At 71.5% G+C, this 16,151-nt stretch carries 15 protein-coding genes; 10 read left to right on the top strand and 5 right to left on the bottom strand.

Annotation, left to right across the window (positions count from 1 at the left end; all coding sequences use genetic code 11):
• Positions 1-30 precede the first annotated feature (30 nt).
• The 5 genes from ACE101_RS07085 to ACE101_RS07065 all read left to right on the top strand — a co-directional run bounded on the left by ACE101_RS07085 (position 31) and on the right by ACE101_RS07065 (position 4,535).
• On the top strand, positions 31-1,236 hold the full coding sequence (locus tag ACE101_RS07085; protein ID WP_379127213.1) for an ABC transporter substrate-binding protein: 1,206 nt from the start codon (positions 31-33) through the stop codon (positions 1,234-1,236).
• 180 nt (positions 1,237-1,416) lie between these two features.
• On the top strand, positions 1,417-2,304 hold the full coding sequence (locus tag ACE101_RS07080) for a branched-chain amino acid ABC transporter permease (protein ID WP_379127210.1): 888 nt from the start codon (positions 1,417-1,419) through the stop codon (positions 2,302-2,304).
• 42 nt (positions 2,305-2,346) lie between these two features.
• Positions 2,347-3,339 carry a branched-chain amino acid ABC transporter permease gene (locus tag ACE101_RS07075; RefSeq protein ID WP_379127207.1) on the top strand — a complete coding sequence of 331 codons (993 nt, stop codon included), beginning with the start codon at positions 2,347-2,349 and terminating at the stop codon, positions 3,337-3,339.
• A gap of 267 nt (positions 3,340-3,606) precedes the next feature.
• Complete coding sequence (locus ACE101_RS07070; protein ID WP_379127204.1) at positions 3,607-4,047, top strand: VOC family protein; 441 nt, start codon at positions 3,607-3,609, stop codon at positions 4,045-4,047.
• A 14-nt stretch (positions 4,048-4,061) separates the two neighbouring features.
• Positions 4,062-4,535 (top strand): SRPBCC family protein, encoded by a 474-nt coding sequence (locus tag ACE101_RS07065; RefSeq protein WP_379127202.1) that lies wholly within the window; start codon positions 4,062-4,064, stop codon positions 4,533-4,535.
• 68 nt (positions 4,536-4,603) lie between these two features.
• Here the strand turns inward: ACE101_RS07065 and ACE101_RS07060 are convergent, their stop codons facing one another.
• Entirely contained in the window at positions 4,604-5,086 is a 483-nt protein-coding gene (locus ACE101_RS07060) for a VOC family protein (RefSeq protein ID WP_379127200.1), read from the bottom strand.
• Positions 5,087-5,346: 260 nt separating this feature from the next.
• On the opposite strand from ACE101_RS07060, the gene ACE101_RS07055 reads away from it, so the two are divergent.
• The 5 genes from ACE101_RS07055 to ACE101_RS07035 all read left to right on the top strand — a co-directional run bounded on the left by ACE101_RS07055 (position 5,347) and on the right by ACE101_RS07035 (position 11,116).
• The gene (locus ACE101_RS07055) at positions 5,347-5,601 is read left to right on the top strand and encodes a DUF6894 family protein (RefSeq protein ID WP_379127198.1); all 255 of its coding nucleotides are present in this window, start codon (positions 5,347-5,349) and stop codon (positions 5,599-5,601) included.
• Positions 5,602-5,908: 307 nt separating this feature from the next.
• Positions 5,909-6,244, top strand: a complete 336-nt coding sequence (locus ACE101_RS07050) for a DUF1236 domain-containing protein (RefSeq protein ID WP_379127195.1) — start codon at positions 5,909-5,911, stop codon at positions 6,242-6,244.
• A 183-nt stretch (positions 6,245-6,427) separates the two neighbouring features.
• A complete protein-coding gene (locus tag ACE101_RS07045) occupies positions 6,428-6,790 on the top strand; it encodes a hypothetical protein (protein WP_379127192.1) in 363 nt (120 codons plus the stop codon).
• A 509-nt stretch (positions 6,791-7,299) separates the two neighbouring features.
• Positions 7,300-7,668 (top strand): MucR family transcriptional regulator, encoded by a 369-nt coding sequence (locus ACE101_RS07040; RefSeq protein ID WP_379138516.1) that lies wholly within the window; start codon positions 7,300-7,302, stop codon positions 7,666-7,668.
• 67 nt (positions 7,669-7,735) lie between these two features.
• Entirely contained in the window at positions 7,736-11,116 is a 3,381-nt protein-coding gene (locus ACE101_RS07035) for an ATP-binding protein (protein ID WP_379127189.1), read from the top strand.
• Positions 11,117-11,147: 31 nt separating this feature from the next.
• Here ACE101_RS07035 and ACE101_RS07030 read toward each other — a convergent pair whose 3' ends face one another.
• The 4 genes from ACE101_RS07030 to tsaD form a co-directional block, all read right to left on the bottom strand.
• Complete coding sequence (locus ACE101_RS07030) at positions 11,148-12,962, bottom strand: tetratricopeptide repeat protein (RefSeq protein WP_379127186.1); 1,815 nt, start codon at positions 12,960-12,962, stop codon at positions 11,148-11,150.
• Positions 12,963-13,194: 232 nt separating this feature from the next.
• The gene (locus tag ACE101_RS07025; protein ID WP_379127183.1) at positions 13,195-14,196 is read right to left on the bottom strand and encodes an NAD(P)H-dependent glycerol-3-phosphate dehydrogenase; all 1,002 of its coding nucleotides are present in this window, start codon (positions 14,194-14,196) and stop codon (positions 13,195-13,197) included.
• Complete coding sequence (locus ACE101_RS07020) at positions 14,193-15,098, bottom strand: GNAT family N-acetyltransferase (protein WP_379127180.1); 906 nt, start codon at positions 15,096-15,098, stop codon at positions 14,193-14,195. Before ACE101_RS07020 ends, ACE101_RS07025 begins: the two co-directional genes overlap by 4 nt.
• On the bottom strand, positions 15,095-16,144 hold the full coding sequence (tsaD, locus tag ACE101_RS07015) for a tRNA (adenosine(37)-N6)-threonylcarbamoyltransferase complex transferase subunit TsaD (RefSeq protein WP_379127177.1): 1,050 nt from the start codon (positions 16,142-16,144) through the stop codon (positions 15,095-15,097). The genes ACE101_RS07020 and tsaD overlap by 4 nt, the downstream gene beginning before the upstream one ends.
• Between the last annotated feature and the right edge of the window lie 7 nt (positions 16,145-16,151).

Below are 16,151 nucleotides of genomic sequence, written 5' to 3'. Positions count from 1 at the left end.
GCCACAGGGCGCCCACCGGAGGAGAGACTGATGCTGAAACGACTGCTCGCCGCGACGGCGCTCGCCGCGCTCACGGCCGGCTCCGCCCTGGCGCAGACGCCCGTGAAGATCGGCGTGCTGAACGACCGCTCGGGCGTCTATGCCGACCTCTCGGGCGAGGGCTCGGTGATCGCCGCCCGCATGGCCGTCGAGGACTTCAAGGCCGCCGACAAGGGCCTCAAGGTCGAGATCGTCTCGGCCGACCACCAGAACAAGCCGGATGTCGGCGCCTCGCTGGCGCGCCAGTGGTACGACCGCGACGGGGTGGACGCCATCTTCGACGTGCCGACCTCCTCGGTGGCCCTGGCGGTCGCCCAGGTCAGCCGCGAGAAGAACAAGGCCTTCGTCAATTCCGGCGCCGGCACCGCCGATCTCACCGGTCCGCAATGCGCGCCGACCACCGTGCACTGGACCTACGACACCGTGGCGCTCGCCAACGGCACCGGCAGCGCCATGGTCAAGCGCGGCGGCAGCACGTGGTTCTTCCTCACCGCCGACTACGCCTTCGGGCAGGCGCTCCAGCGCGACACCTCGGCGGTAGTGACCAAGAACGGCGGCAAGGTGGTGGGCTCGGTCAAGACGCCGTTCCCGACCTCCGACTTCTCCTCCTTCCTGCTCCAGGCCCAGGGCTCGGGCGCCAAGGTGATCGGCCTCGCCAATGCGGGCGGCGACACCATCAACGCCATCAAGCAGGCGGCCGAGTTCGGCATCACCGAGGGCGGGCAGGCGCTCGCCGGCCTGCTGATCTTCTCCTCCGACGTGCATTCGCTGACGCCGAAGGTGGCGCAGGGCCTCGTCTTCACCGAGCCGTTCTACTGGGACCTCAACGACGGCACCCGGGCCTTCTCGGACCGCTTCGCCAAGCAGGCCGGCGGCAAGAAGCCGACCGCGGTGCAGGCCGGCGTCTACGCGAGCGTTCTCCACTATCTGAAGGCGGTCGAGGCGCTGAAGTCGGCCAAGGACGGCACGCAGGTCGTGACCAAGATGAAGGAACTGCCCACCGACGATCCGCTCTTCGGCAAGGGCTCGATCCGCGCGGACGGCCGCACGATCCACGACATGTACCTGTTCGAGGTGAAGAAGCCGGCCGAGTCGAAGAACCCCTGGGATCTCTACAAGACCCTGGCGACGATCCCGGGCAACGAGGCCTTCCGGCCCCTGAGCGAGGGCAACTGCCCCCTGGTCGGCAAGAGCTGACCGAAGCATCATTCGCCGGAATGGTTACCGGTTCGGCGAAGACGATGATGCGAAACCAAGGACCTTAACAGAAGTGCCCAGAGCAGTTCTGCCAAGGTCGTTCCCGGCACCTGCTGACCCCGGGCGGGGCCCGAGCGGCCCCGCCTCTTCCGGCTCCCCACCCACGAGTCGCTGATCCCCATGACCATGATCTTCGGCGTTCCCATGCAGGCGCTGTTCGGACAGCTCCTGCTCGGCCTCATCAACGGCTCGTTCTACGCGATCCTGTCGCTCGGCCTCGCGATCATCTTCGGGCTCCTCAACATCATCAACTTCACCCATGGCGCCCAGTACATGATGGGCGCCTTCGTAGCCTGGATGCTGCTGAACTACGCCGGGATCGGCTATTGGTGGGCCCTGCTGCTGGCGCCCCTGCTGGTCGGCCTGTTCGGGGTGATCCTGGAGCGGCTGCTGATCGCGCGCCTGTACAAGCTCGACCACCTCTACGGCCTGCTGCTCACCTTCGGCCTCGCCCTCATCATCCAGGGCCTGTTCCGCAACCAGTACGGCGTGTCGGGCCTGCCCTACGCCATCCCCGGCGAATTGTCGGGCGGCCAGCGCCTGCCCTTCATGTTCCTGCCGAACTACCGCGGCTGGGTGGTCGTCGCCTCGCTGGTGGTCTGCCTCGCCACCTGGCTCGTGATCGAGAAGACCAAGCTCGGTGCCTACCTGCGCGCCGCCACCGAGAACCCGACCCTGGTCCAGGCCTTCGGCGTGAACGTGCCGCTCCTGCTCACGCTCACCTACGGCTTCGGCGTGGCGCTCGCCGCCTTCGCGGGCGTGCTCGCCGCGCCGGTCTACTCGGTCAACCCCAACATGGGCGCCGACATCATCATCGTCGTGTTCGCCGTGGTGGTGATCGGCGGCATGGGCTCGATCCTGGGCTCCATCGTCACCGGCTTCGCGCTGGGCCTCGTCGAGGGCCTCACCAAGGTGTTCTACCCGGAGGCCTCCTCGACCGTGATCTTCGTGATCATGGTGCTGGTGCTCCTGGTGAAGCCCGCCGGCCTGTTCGGGCGCACGGCCTGATGTCTATCATCCCGCTCATCCGTCTGTTGAGGACCGCCTGAGATGGCCCATTCCGCCGCCACGGCGTCCGACGCCGCCCCCATCGCCAGCGCCCTGCCGGAGGGCAGGGACGCCAAGGCGCTCCACCGCATGGTGTTCATCGGCATCGCGGTCGCCCTCGCGGTGCTGCCACTCGTCCTCTATCCCGTCTTCCTGATGAAGGTTCTGTGCTTCGCGCTGTTCGCGCTGGCCTTCAACCTTCTCCTCGGCTACGGCGGCCTCCTGTCCTTCGGACACGCCGCCTATTTCGGCATGGCGAGCTACATCGCGGCCTACGGCGCCAAGGTCTGGGGCCTGACGCCCGAACTCGCGATCCTGGCCGGCACGCTCACCGCGGCCCTGCTCGGCCTCGTCTTCGGGGCCCTCGCCATCCGCCGCCAGGGCATCTACTTCTCGATGATCACCCTGGCGCTCGCCCAGATGGTGTTCTTCTTCTCGCTGCAGGCGAAGTTCACCGGCGGCGAGGACGGCATTCAGGCGGTGCCGCGCGGCAACCTGTTCGGGGTGATCAGCCTCGCCGACGACCGGGTGCTCTACGCGCTCGTGGCGACGATCTTCTTCCTCGGCATGCTGCTGATCTACCGCATCATCCACTCGCCCTTCGGCCAGGTGCTGAAGGCGATCCGGGACAACGAGCCGCGCGCCATCTCGCTCGGTTACCGGGCGAACCAGTACAAGCTCGCGGTCTTCGTGCTCTCGACGACGCTCGCGGGCCTCGCCGGGGCCACCAAGGCCATCGTGTTCCAGCTCGCCTCGCTCACCGACGTGCATTGGTCGATGTCGGGCGAGGTGGTGCTGATGACGCTGGTGGGCGGCATGGGCACGGTGTTCGGGCCGATCATCGGCTCCTTCGTGATCGTCGCCATGGAGAACTACCTCGCGCAGTTCGGCGCCTGGGTGACGATCATCCAGGGCGTGGTGTTCGTGATCTGCGTGCTCCTGTTCCGCGAGGGCATCGTCGGGCTGTTCGCCCGTCTGCTGAAGAAGCCGCTCTGATCCGGTGTCCGGACGTGATCGTCCGGACACCGGAATCACCAGCCCGCGCGGCGCGGAGCAGGGCTCGGCGCACGCTTGAGCGAAGCCGGTGTCCTGCGTCGTGACGCGATTGCCTCGGCAATCGCCGGGCGATCGACCGGAAACCGGATGAGACCCGGGGCGGACCGGCGCCGAGAAAATCCTCGCGGGGAGTGTCGGATCCGGTCCGCCCCGATCGTCCTCGGGGCGGGCCCGACAAGAGGCCGCACGCGAGAGGACCTGAGAGCGATGAGCACCGAGACGAAGCCGGCCCCGGCCGTGAAGGGCGGAGTGGTCGCCTACCTGACCGTCGACGGCGCCATGAAGGCCGCCGCCTTCTACGAGCGGGCCTTCGGCGCCGAGATCGTCGCCGCCATGCCCGTGGACGAGAAGGGCCGCACCATGCACGTGCACCTTCACGTCAACGGCAGCTCGCTGATGATGAGCGACGCCTATCCGGATCACGGCCATCCCTGGAAGACGCCGCAGGGCTTCAACCTCCTGCTGCCGGTCGACGACATCGCGGCTTGGTGGGAGCGCGCGGTGGCGGCCGGCGCCGAGGTGGTGAATCCGGTGGCGGAGATGTTCTGGGGTGACCTCTACGGCCAGCTGCGCGACCCGTTCGGGATCACCTGGGCGATGAACCAGCCCAAGAAGCAGCCCGAGAACAAGAGCCGGCCCGAGCGCTGAGCGGGAGACGCCGGATGGACACGCCCCTGTCGACGGACGATCGCGACCTCGTGCTCACGCGGCTGATCCCGGCGCCGCGCGCTGCGCTCTACCGCGCCTGGACCGATCCCGACCTGCTGCGGCGCTGGTTCGCGCCCGACCCCTACACCATCGCCCGGGCCGAACTCGACCCGCGCCCGGGCGGCGGCAACCTCGTGGTGATCCGTGCGCCGGACGGCACCGAGCATCCGCATCACGGGGTCTACCTGGAGGTGGTGGAGAACGAGCGGCTCGTCGTCACGGATGCCTACCGGCCGGGCTGGGAGCCGTCCGCGAAGCCGTTCATGACCGCGATCATCACCTTCGCGGACGAGGCGGGGGGCACGCGCTACACCGCCCGCGCGCGGCATTGGAGCCGCGAGGATCGCGACGCCCACGAGGCCATGGGCTTCCACGAGGGCTGGGGACGCTGCGCGGACCAGCTCGCGGCCCTCGCCGCCACCCTGTAGGCGGATCGCGACCCGACGGCCCGGGACGGGAGCGCCCCGGGCCGCGCACAGCGCATCTGGCGCCCACCTTACTCGGTGCCGGCGGCGGCCCGCTCCAGGGCCGAGACATCGAGCTTGACCATGCCCTGCATGGCCGTGAACACCCGGGCTGCCACCGCGGGATCGGGATCGGCGAGCAGGCGCGGCAGCATCTCGGGCACGATCTGCCAGGGAACGCCCCAGCGATCCCGCAGCCAGCCGCACATGATCTCCGACCCGCCCTGGGATGTCAGCGCCTCCCAGAGGCGGTCGACCTCCGCCTGATCCGCGCAGGAGACGGAGATCGAGGCGGCCGTGCCGTAATCGGCCGGCATGCCGCCGTTCAGGGCCTGGAAGCTCTGCCCGCCCAGGGTGAAGGTCAGCATGATCACGTCGCCGGGCTCGCCGCCGGGCCAGGGTCCCGGCGCGCGCAGGATCTGTCCGAGGCTGGAGCCGGGCACGAGCGAGACGTACAAGCGAACGGCGTCCTCCGCATCCCGAACGAACCAGAGGCAGGTGCCGATCTTCGACATGAGGCATCTCCATCCCGTCTCGACCGACGCGATCGGTGTTTCTTGGAAGATTGCTACAGGTTTGCGACGCGCTCCGCGAGTTGGCCGGCACCCATCCCGGCCCGCCGGCGGTCGGCCCGGCCGGCAGCACCAGGGTCCCTGCCCGGTGATCCTGGCGCAGGAGCGCGGGTCCTGATCATCGGGGCGATAACCTGCGTGAGCGACATCAGGCGCTGTATTGACGAAGAGGAAAGATCATCGACCGTATCCGCGGGGTCCCGATGCCGCTTTACTTCTTCCATCTCCGCACACCCGGAGGTGCCGCACGGGACGCGTTCGGGCTCCAGCTGAGCGGCTTCGAGGATGCCTATCTCGAAGCATTTCAAGCCGTGCCGGGAATGGCCGCGGATCTGGTCAAAGAGCAGTGCGATCCGATGTGCTGCGGCTTCATGATCATGGATGCCGAAGGTCAACCGCTCGCCGACCTGCCGTTCACGGATGTCCTGTGGCGGCACAGGAGACCGCCGATCTCCTGAGCGCAACTGCACAGGGCGATTCTGCCGAGGTTCTTGGTTTCGCATCATTGCCACCACCGAACCGGTGACCGCCGCGGCGAATGAGGCGCAGGAAGGCCGTGGCCGATCCGGCGCCGCGGACAGGCGCTCGGTCGTGCCCATCACGGCTCCAGCGATCGGATCCTCCCGAAGCCGACACCGGTGGGGGCGTGGGCGACAGCCGCAACGATCCTGTGCAACCTGAAAAGGATTCGCTTGACCAATCAATGGTTGCATTACCATAATCAACGGTGGTGCTATCGGCATAAGATCAATTGGAAATCGTGCGATGAAGCGCATTCCCTTGGCTGTTGCAGTGTCGATGCTGGTCAGTGGCGCCGCGGCTGCCCAGACGGTCGCGCGCCAACACGACGCCGTCGAGATCGCTTCGCATCACCGTGCGCTCATCAAGCGATATGCCAGGCAGCACCACGTCAACCGGATCTGGCTCGACCGGCCGCTACCGGCCGGGTCGGTCGCTCCGAAGCATGTGGCGTTCGACCCCCTGCCTACGGTCGTCATCGCGCAGAACCCGCGCCTGGAGGGTTACGGCTACTTCCTCGCCGAGACGGGTACCTACATCGTCGATCCGGGCTCGCGGCGGGTGATCACCTCGATCGATTGAGGCGGCGCCCTCCGCCCGATGCATTCCCGCGGGATCCCGGCAGCCGGTTCGAGGATCCTGATCACCGCTCGACGGCCGCATCGCGCCATGCGGCCCGGACCGAGCGATGAACGCGCTTTCATGCAATCCTGCTGAAATATGCGTGGTGCATACCCCCTTCCATAGACCATGCGGGAGGGCAACATGACCGGTAAGGCGGACCGGCCGACCATCGGCGACCTGTTGAGGCTGGACATCCTGAGCCGGGATGATCTGCAAGCGGCGGTCGACGCCTACATTGCCGACCCCGGGCCGGCTTGGCGTGAGATCGCGAACGGGATCGGCCTCGACATCAAGGCGGCCATCGATGCCGATCCCCACACCCGGCAGATGATGACGTGGGCGGGCGTGTCCCGAATGGCGCGGGAATTGGCGCTCCGCACGGCGATCCTGATCGCGAAGCCCGAGCGGCCGTCGCAGGCTGCGATGCCGCGCTCCGGCGACGTCGCTTGGCTCGTCAGGCCGGACGGCCCGCATCCGGGACGGCGTCTGGCCCTCGCCGGCTGATGGGGCCGGGCCGGCAGTCGGACGGTGGGTCTTGACTGATGCCGGCCTCGTCCACGGCGCGGCGCCGGTCCGACCGGATCGTTTCGGCGGAATGCCGGACCGCACCGGCTCATCCGCTTGCCAGCCTGGAGAATCGATTGCGCCGGGTCGGCGGGGGAGCGTGGCCGGATTCTTCCAAAATCGCGGCTTGTCTTTCCACTGGAAATACACTCTCAGATTGCATTTTCATGCATCCCGGAGTTCTCCATGGTCGATATGGACATATCCCTCCATGGTGAGATCACGCTGACCGCGGACATGGTGTCGGCCCACGTCCCTCGCAACAACGTTCCACTGGGTGACCGGCCGGCCCTGATCCAGAGCGTGTACGGCCAACGCGTGACGCCCGGTCGGCCCGCGGCGCAGGCGCCTTCCAAGCCCACGCCCCCGGTCCCGATCAGGAGGACGATCACCCGGGCGACATCGTCAGCCTGGAGGACGGACGACGGTACAAGTCGTTGAAGCGGCTCGTGGCGACCGATGGTCTCACGCCGGAGCAGTCCCGTCGGGAGTGGGGCCTGCCGGCGGATCATCCGATCATGGCGGCGAACTACACGGCCACGCGCTCCGAGATCGCGAAGGCGAACGGTCTCGGCCGGACGCGGCGGCCGATCGCCGATCCTCGCACGGTCGCCTCGCGATCGAGGACCCGGAAGAATGCCGGCACGGGGCGGCGCCCCGGCCGGCGATCAGTTGGAGAGATCCGAGCCGGGGATCAGCGCACAACCCGCACAAGTTGTTCCCGCGCGCCTTTCGAAGCGCTGCATCGCGTCGTCGGGGCGGGTGTCCCGAACCGGCCGGGCCCTGGCCCGCGGCGCCGGGCGGCTCCGCGCCGGTGAGACCTCGCCCAATCCAAACGCGCCCTAAATTGTTGCGATCGGAAGCAGCGATCGCCATGGTCCGCTCATGACCAACCCGGACCCCGCGGCCCTCACCCTCTTCGCCGGGCAAGGCGAGATGCGGGCCCTGGCGCGCGCCCTCGACTGGTCGCGCACGCCGCTCGGCCCCGTCTCCGCCTGGCCGCAGAGCCTGCGCTCGACCGTGCGTACGCTCCTGTCGTCGCAATACCCGATGATCCTCACCTGGGGCTCCGAATTCACCCAGATCTACAACGATGCCTATGCCAAGCTCATCGGCGCCGGGCATCCGGCCGCGCTCGGCAACGACATCCGCATCACGCTCGCCGCAGGATGGGATACGCTCGGCCCCATGATCGCCCGGGTGATGCAGACGGGCGAGGCCAATTGGACGCCGGCCCTGCCGCTCCTGATGGAGCGGGCCGGCTACCGCGAGGAGGCCTATTTCAGCGTCTCGCACGCGCCCGCCGAGGATGACGACGGCCGCATCGTCGGCATGCTGGCGGTGTGCAGCGAGGTCACCGCCCAGGTCGTGGGCGAGCGGCGTCTCGGCCTGCTCCGCGACCTCGCGGCCAAGGCCGGCGAGAGCCGCAGCGTCGAGACGACCTGCGCCGACATCGCGGCGGCGCTCTCGGACGACCGCCTCGACGTGCCGTTCGCGCTCCTGTTCCTGAGGGAGGCCGAGGGCGGCCTGCGCCGGGCGGCGGTGTCCGGCATCGACGAGGCCCACCCGGCCGCATCCCCCTCCGCGTCCTGGCCGTTCGAGCGCGCGCTGGCCGGCGAGAGCGTGCCGGTGACCGGTCTCGCCCCGCATGTCGGGATGACGGGCGGCTTCTGGGGCGATCCCGTCGATGGCGCGCTGACCATGCCGATCGCGGGCGAGGTCGGCTCGGCGCCCCTCGGCGTGCTGGTCGTCGGGGTCAGCCCGAGCCGCGCGCTCGACGCGGGCTATGCCGGCTTCCTCAACCTCGTGGCGGGCCAGATCTCGACGGCCCTGCGCAGCGCCCGCGCCTACGAGCAGGAACGCCGTCGCGCCGAAGCGCTCGCCGAACTCGACCGGGCCAAGACGCAGTTCTTCTCGAATGTCAGCCACGAGTTCCGCACACCACTGACGCTGATGCTGGGTCCCCTGGAGGAGGTGCTGGCGGCGGGCGGCCTGGAGACGCGCGCCCGCGAGGAGCTGGAGGTCGTCCACCGCAACGCGCTGCGCCTCCTGCGCCTCGTCAACACGCTGCTCGACTTCTCCCGCGTCGAGGCCGGCCGCGCCCAGGCCAGCTTCGCGCAAGCCGACCTCGCCGCGCTCACGGCGGACATCGCCAGCACCTTCCGCTCGGCGATCGAGCGGGGCGGGCTGACGCTCACGGTCGCGTGCCCGCCGCTGCCCGAGCCGACCTATGTCGACCGCGAGATGTGGGAGAAGGTCGTCCTCAACCTCCTCTCGAATGCCCTGAAATTCACCTTCCAGGGCGGCATCACCGTGCGGCTGGAGCCGGTCCGGGGGGCGATCCGCCTGACCGTGAGCGACACCGGCGTCGGCATCCCGGCCGAGGCGCTGCCGCAGGTCTTCGAGCGCTTCCACCGCATTGCGGGCAGCCGCAGCCGCTCCCACGAGGGCACCGGCATCGGCCTGGCGCTGGTGCGGGAACTCGTCGGCATGCATGGCGGGACCGTCGCGGTCACGAGCCGGCTGGACCGGGGCACCACCTTCACGGTGACCCTCCCGACCGGAACCGCACACCTCCCGCCGGACCGGATCGTCGCGGCGCAGGAGGCGGCCGATGGGGGCGGTCTCCCCCGGGCCTATGTCGAGGAGGCGTTGCGCTGGCTGCCGGCCGCGAACGTCGTGCCGCTGCCCCGGGGCGCCGGGTCGCGGGCCGGCCCCGAGGCGCGGAGCCGCATCGTTCTCGCGGACGACAACGCCGACATGCGGGCCTATGTCGCGCGCCTCCTCGGTCCCGACCACGATGTGGTGGCGGTCGCCGATGGCGGGGCGGCCCTGGCGGCCCTGCGCGGCGGCAAGGCCGACCTCCTGCTCACGGACGTGATGATGCCGGTGCTCGACGGCATCGCGCTCACGCGCGCCGTCCGGGGCGACCCCGCCCTCTGCACGGTGCCGGTGATCATGCTCTCGGCCCGCGCCGGCGCCGAGGCCGGCGTGGAGGGGCTGGAAGCCGGCGCGGACGACTACCTCGTCAAGCCCTTCTCGGCGCGCGAGCTGCAGGCCCGGGTGCGGACGAACCTCGAACTCGCCCGGCTGCGGCGCGAGGCGGAGGAGCAGGAGGCGCAGAACCGCAAGATGGAGGCGGTCGGCCAGCTCACCAGCGGGGTCGCGCACGACTTCAACAATCTCCTCGCCGCCGTGATGGGCTCGGTCGAGCTGGCCGAGCGCCGCGTCACGGACGAGCGCGTGCTGCGGCTGCTCCGCAACGCCCATCAGGCGGCGCGGCGGGGGGCGACGCTCACCGAGCAGCTGCTGGCCTTCTCGCGCCGGCAGCGGCTGGAGGCCCGCCCGACCGACCTGAACGGCGTGCTCTCCGGCATGGCCGACCTCCTGCACCGGACGCTCGGCGGCACCATCGCGGTCGCGACCCGGCTCTCCGCCGAGCTGTGGCCGGCCCTGGCCGACCCGAACCGGATCGAACTCGCGGTGCTGAACCTCGCCGTGAACGCCCGTGACGCGATGCCGGAGGGCGGCGAATTGCGCATCGAGACCACCAATATCGGCGCCTCGGAGCCCCGCGCGGCCGTGCTGCCCCCGGGTGATTTCGTCCGCATCCGAGTGACCGATACCGGCGAGGGCATGCCGCCCGCGGTGCTCCAGCGGCTGTTCGAGCCGTTCTTCACGACCAAGCCGCAGGGCAAGGGCACCGGGCTCGGCCTCGCGCAGGTCTACGGCACGGCCAAGCAGCTCGGCGGCGAGGTGACGGTCGAGAGCCGCGTCGGCGAGGGCACGACCGTGTCGCTCTACCTGCCCCGGGCCAGGGGCGCGACCGCGCGCGTCGAGCCCTTGCGGGCGCGGACCGCGAGTGCCGTGAGCCGCCGGCGGGTGCTGCTCGTCGACGACGATCCGCAGGTCCGCGCCACGGCCGAGGCTCTGCTGGAAGAGATGGGCCACGCGGTCGTGGCGGTCGGCAGCGGCGCCGAGGCCCTGCACATCCTGGGCGGCGAGGGGGCGATCGACCTCCTCCTGGCGGATTACGCCATGCCCGGCATGACGGGGAGCGAGCTGGCGACACGGGCGCTCGCCCTGCAACCGAGCCTGCGCGTGCTCCTGATGACCGGCTACGCGGACGCCGCCTCCCTGCCGGACGGGGCCGCAGTGCTGCGCAAGCCCTTCGCCCTGTCGGAACTCGCCGCGGCCCTCGCCGGCGTCCTGCCCGCGGGCGGAGGGCGGGTGCCGTCGTTCCAGCCCCGCACCGACCAGCGGTGAAGGCGGGCGGAGGACCTGCGCCGGCTGCCGGTCAGAGCTGGTCGAGCGGCGGAGTCGCGTCCCCGAACCAATTGGCCCTCATCAGCATCTTCGCAGCCTCGATCCCCCCGGGATCGCCGCGCGCCTCCGCGGCCCGGAGCAATCCGGCCGCGGCCCAGCCGTTGTTCGGCGCCCGCTCCAGCGCCGTGCGGAAGGCGGCCTCCGCCTCGGCGAGCCGGCCCTGGGCGAGCAGGGCCGCGCCGAGCGACTGGTGGACCGGGTAATCCCAGAACGGCGGCTCCATGTAGGGCAGGCGGTCCTGGATCTCCGCGGCCTGTGCGAACAGGGTGGCTGCGGCGGCAGGGTCGCCCGCAATCCGGGCCGTGCGTGCCTCGATCACCTTGCCGGCGATTGTGAGGACGTCGGCACCCGGCACGCCGGCCGCCGCGAGCGCCGCGATCTCCGGCCTTCGCGCGAGCTGGTCGATGGCCGCCACCTCGGCCCTCGCCGCGTCGGCCCGCCCGAGCCGCGCCAGGGCGACGCCGCGCGCGTAATGCCAGGTGGCGCGGACGAACGGGAAGTCCGCATCGGGGGCGGGCAGGGCCAGCACGGTGTCGGGCGAGGAGAAGCGCGCATGGGCGCTGTAGGGGGCGGCCGCGATCGGCTGCGTCCACGGCACCTCGCGCTTCGTGCGGTCCGAGACTATCCCGGCGAGCTTCTCCGCGGCGGCCACCGCCGTCCGCCCGTCGCCGCCCATCAGCGCGGAGGCGAGCACGAAATGGACGTTGTGGGCGTAATAGGCCTCCGCATAGAGCAGGCTCGCCCCGCCCTGCCGAACCAGCGCCTCATCCACGGCCGCCGCCTGCACGTTGGCGTCCAGGCTCTCGCGCCAGCGTCCCACCCGGTACCAGATGTGGCTCGGCATGTGCACGAGGTGGCCGGCCCCGGGCATCAGCGCGGCGAGGCGCTGCGCGTGCGGTGCCGCCCGCTCGGGACGGTCGGACGCCTCGACCACGTGAATGTACAGGTGGATGGCGCCGGGATGATCGGGGGCGGGAACGAGGCTGCCCACTGTCCTGTCGCCGAGCACGCCTTCGATGAGTTCGATCATCCGCGCGGTCTCGCCCTTCGGGGTCCGTCCCCCGTCGGACCAGTAATCCCAAGGGCTCAGGTTCATCAGGGCGTCGGCGGTCAGCAGCGCCACGTCCGGGCTGTCCGGGAACTTGGCCTGCACCGCCGTCATGGCGTCCGCATAGGCTTGGTCGAGCGCCTTGCGATCCGCAGTCCCGTCACGCGCGTAGCGGCGGGAGAGCGCCCCGACGAGGTCCGCCTGAAGCGGCGGCGCCGAGGGGGCGAGGCGCTCGGCCGCCGCCAGGGCGGCGAGCGCCCTGGCATTCGCATCCGCCTCGAGCGGGAAGTTGATGTGGGGGCCGAGCACCCAGGCCTCGCCCCAGAAGCACATGGCGCAGCTCGGGTCGAGATCCTGCGCGGCCCGGAAGGCCCGCGCCGCCTCGGCGTGGTTGAAGGCCCAGGCGAACCGGTAGCCCTGATCGAAATAGGCGCGCGCCTGCGGATGAGCGGGGCGGGCCGCCGCCCAGGTGAGCTGGCCGAGATCGTCGTGGAGCGGCGGGGGTTGCGTGCTCGTCGGCGCCGCCGCACCCCGCGGCAGGTCGCGGTTGTAGGACCCGAGTTCGTTGCGGGCCGGCGGAACCGGATGCGGGGCATGCCCGGCCTGCGCCGTCGTCATCGGCGCACCGGCGGCGGTCCGGCCGGTCTGGGCCAGGCTGTGCAGGAGCCGGGCGCGCGGGCCGTGATGGCTGCCGAGCGGGCACGCCGCCGCAGCGCCCGCGAGGACCGATCCGCTCATCGCCGCGGTGATCAGGCAGGCATACCCGAGAGAGCGTCGACGGCGCATGACAGGGCTGGTCATCCGAGCCTCCAGGATTCGGGTCGGCCGGCCGCCAGATTCTCAGTCGATCGCCCGGGCGACAATGATGAATGTCAGGAGACCTGCATGCGGCGCGGTATCCTGCCCCGGTGGAACGCCGCCGGGCTGCGCCGGCCTGCCCGGCACGAGAGCGCTTCCCGCCGAAGCCGTCTCAACCGGCCGGCTCGTCCTCCGCCCGCAGCGGGCGGCTGAGCAGCCCCATGATCGCGTCGTCCAGGCTGAGATCGCCCGCCACCACGCCCGCGACGGCCTCGGCGACCGGCATCTCGACGCCCCGGCGGCGGGCCAAGCCCACCAGCGCCGCGGCGGTGAGCGCACCCTCCGCGAGCTTGCCGCAAGCGGCCTCCAGCGGCGTCGCACCCCGCCCCAGCCGCTCGCCGAAGGCGAAGTTGCGGGATTGCGGCGAGGCCGCCGTGAGGACGAGATCGCCGAGGCCGGAGAGGCCCATCAGCGTCTCCGGACGCGCGCCGTAGGCCCGCGCGAAGCGGCGCAGCTCCGCGAAGCTGCGGGCGACGAGGGCCGCCCGGGCGCTCTCGCCCAGGCCGCGGCCGATCACGGCCCCGCAGGCGATGGCGAGCACGTTCTTGGCCGCCCCGCCGATCTCGACCCCGCGCATGTCGGTGCCGTGATAGACGCGCAGGCTCGGCCCCGACAGGGACGCGGCGAGCGCCGCCGCGAGACCCGGCTCCGGCGCCGCGAGGGTCACGGCCGTCGGCAGTCCGCGGGCCACGTCCGCGGCGAAGCTCGGGCCCGAGAGCACCGCCAGAGCGGCCCCCGGCGCGACCTCCGCCGCGACGTCGGTGAGGAACGCGTCGGTGCCGCGCTCGATGCCCTTGGCGCACAGGATCAGGGCCGCGGCCGGGTCGAGGGCGTCGCGCAGGCCGGTCAGGACGCCCCGCAAGGTTTGCGCCGGGGTGACGAGCAGCACCGCTTCGGCGTCCCGCAGGGCCGCCGCGTCGGCGGTCGGCCGCACGCCGGGATGCAGCGGGACGCCAGGCAGGTAGCGGGCGTTCTCGCGCGCCTCCGCCATCGCTCGCGCGGAAGCGGGGTCGCGCAGCCACAGCACGACTTCCCGCGGGGCCGCCATGGCGGCCGCATTGGCGAGCGCCGTGCCCCAGGAGCCACCGCCGACGACCGCGACCGGCCGGGTCATCGGTGATCTCCCGTGAAGGTGGCCGCGCCGAGCCGGTAGAGCACGTGCGGCCGCAGCGGATCGCCCTCGGCGAGGGCCGGATGCAGGAATTCCTCGATCCGCTCCATGCCCAGCCGTTCCATCACCCGCTGCGAGGCGCGGTTCAGCACCGCCGTATAGGCCACGATCTCGGTCAGGCCGCAGCGCCCGAACGCATCGGCGAGGGCGAGACGGGCCGCGCGGGTGGCGAGGCCGCGCCCCCAGGCCGCGCGGGCGAGCCGCCAGCCGATCTCCACGACGCTGCCCGGCACCGTCGCGAAGGGCAAGGGCCGCACCGGACGCCAGCACCCCACGAAGCCGACGAAGACCCCCTCCGCCTCCAGCGCCCAGGGGCCGAAGCCGTCCTGCTCGAAGCGCCGGTCGAGGGTGCGCGCCTCGGCCTCGCTCTCGCGCCGGTTCTTCAGGGAGGGGAAGAACCGCATCACCTCCGGATCGGCGTTGAGGGCTGCGAAGGGCGCATCGTCCGCGCGCCGCCAGCGCCGCAGGCGGAAACCCGGCCCCGCCAGTTCCGGCGGCGGCGCGGCGCGGCGCAGCTTGCCGCGCCAGGACAGCGAGCGCCGGTTCAGCTCCGCGAGGTCCGCCTCGCCCGCCAGCACCGCCTCGCCGAGGGCGAGCGCCGCGGCGAGGCGCGCCGGCGGCATGTTCACCCAGGCGGGGGGCGCCACGCTCTCGCGCCAGGGCCCGCCGCAGGCATTGTCGAGGAGGATGCGGGCGAAGCAGTGGTTGAGCCGCACGGGCCAGCCGCGATGGGCCGCGGCCTCAGGCAGCCGCTCGTCCACCAGGGCGCGCCAGCGGCGCTGCACGGCCGCGGCCTCCGCCGCCGCGGCCCCGCCCGCCATCGCCTCCTGCCGGACGGCGCTCATCCGGCGCTCGCGGGCAGCGCCTCGGCGAAGGGCCAGCGGGGCCGCGCAGGGGCGGTGATGTCGTCGACGAGGCCGAGCCGCAGGCGTTCCAGCCCGGCCCAGGCGATCATCGCGCCGTTGTCGCCGCAGAGCGGCAGCGGCGGCGCCACCAGGGGCAGCCCGGCCTCGCCCGCGAGCTGGGTCAGCGCCCGGCGCAGGGCACCGTTCGCCGCGACGCCGCCGGCCGCGACCAGGGCGGTCGGGTGCCCGGCCACGTCGCCGAAGGTCCGCAGGGCCACCCGGACCCGGTCCACCACCACGTCCACGATGGCGGCCTGGAAGCTCGCGCAGAGATCCGCCACGTCCTGGCCGGTGAGGGGCGCGATGCGCTCGGCCTCCAGCCGCAGGGCGGTCTTCAGCCCGGAGAGCGAGAAGTTCGGCTCGCGCCGGCCGAGCATCGGGCGGGGCAGGGCGAAGCGCTCGGGATTGCCGCTCTCGGCGGCGCGCTCCACCTCGGGCCCGCCCGGATAGGCGAGACCGAGAAGCTTCGCCACCTTGTCGAAGGCCTCGCCGATGGCGTCGTCGATGGTGGTGCCGAGGCGGACATACTCGCCCACGCCCTTCACGGCGACGAGCTGCGTGTGCCCGCCCGAGGCGAGGAGGAGCAGGTAGGGAAAGCCGACCCCGTCCGTGAGCCGGGCGGTGAGGGCGTGCGCCTCCAGGTGGTTGATGGCGAGGAGCGGCTTGCGGGTGACGAGCGCGAGGGTCTTGGCGGTGACGAGCCCCACCAGCACCCCGCCGATCAGGCCCGGCCCCGCGGCCACCGCGATCCCGTCGAGGTCGTCGAAGGCGAGGCCGGCCTCGTTCAGGGCGCGGGCGATCAGGCGGTCGAGCACCTCGACATGGGCCCGCGCCGCGATCTCCGGCACCACGCCCCCGTAGGCGGCGTGCTCGGCGATCTGGCTCAGCACCTCGTTGGCGCGGATGGTGCCGCGCCCGTCATCCGCGGCGGACACGATCGCGGCGGCCGTCTCGTCGCAGGTGGTCTCGATGCCGAGGACGTTCATCGTGGTG

It is taken from the genome of Methylobacterium carpenticola (assembly GCF_042748905.1).
GTDB lineage: Bacteria > Pseudomonadota > Alphaproteobacteria > Rhizobiales > Beijerinckiaceae > Methylobacterium > Methylobacterium carpenticola.
The sequence above is the reverse complement of the archived record's forward strand: the minus strand, read 5'-3'. Positions and strand labels throughout refer to the sequence as shown.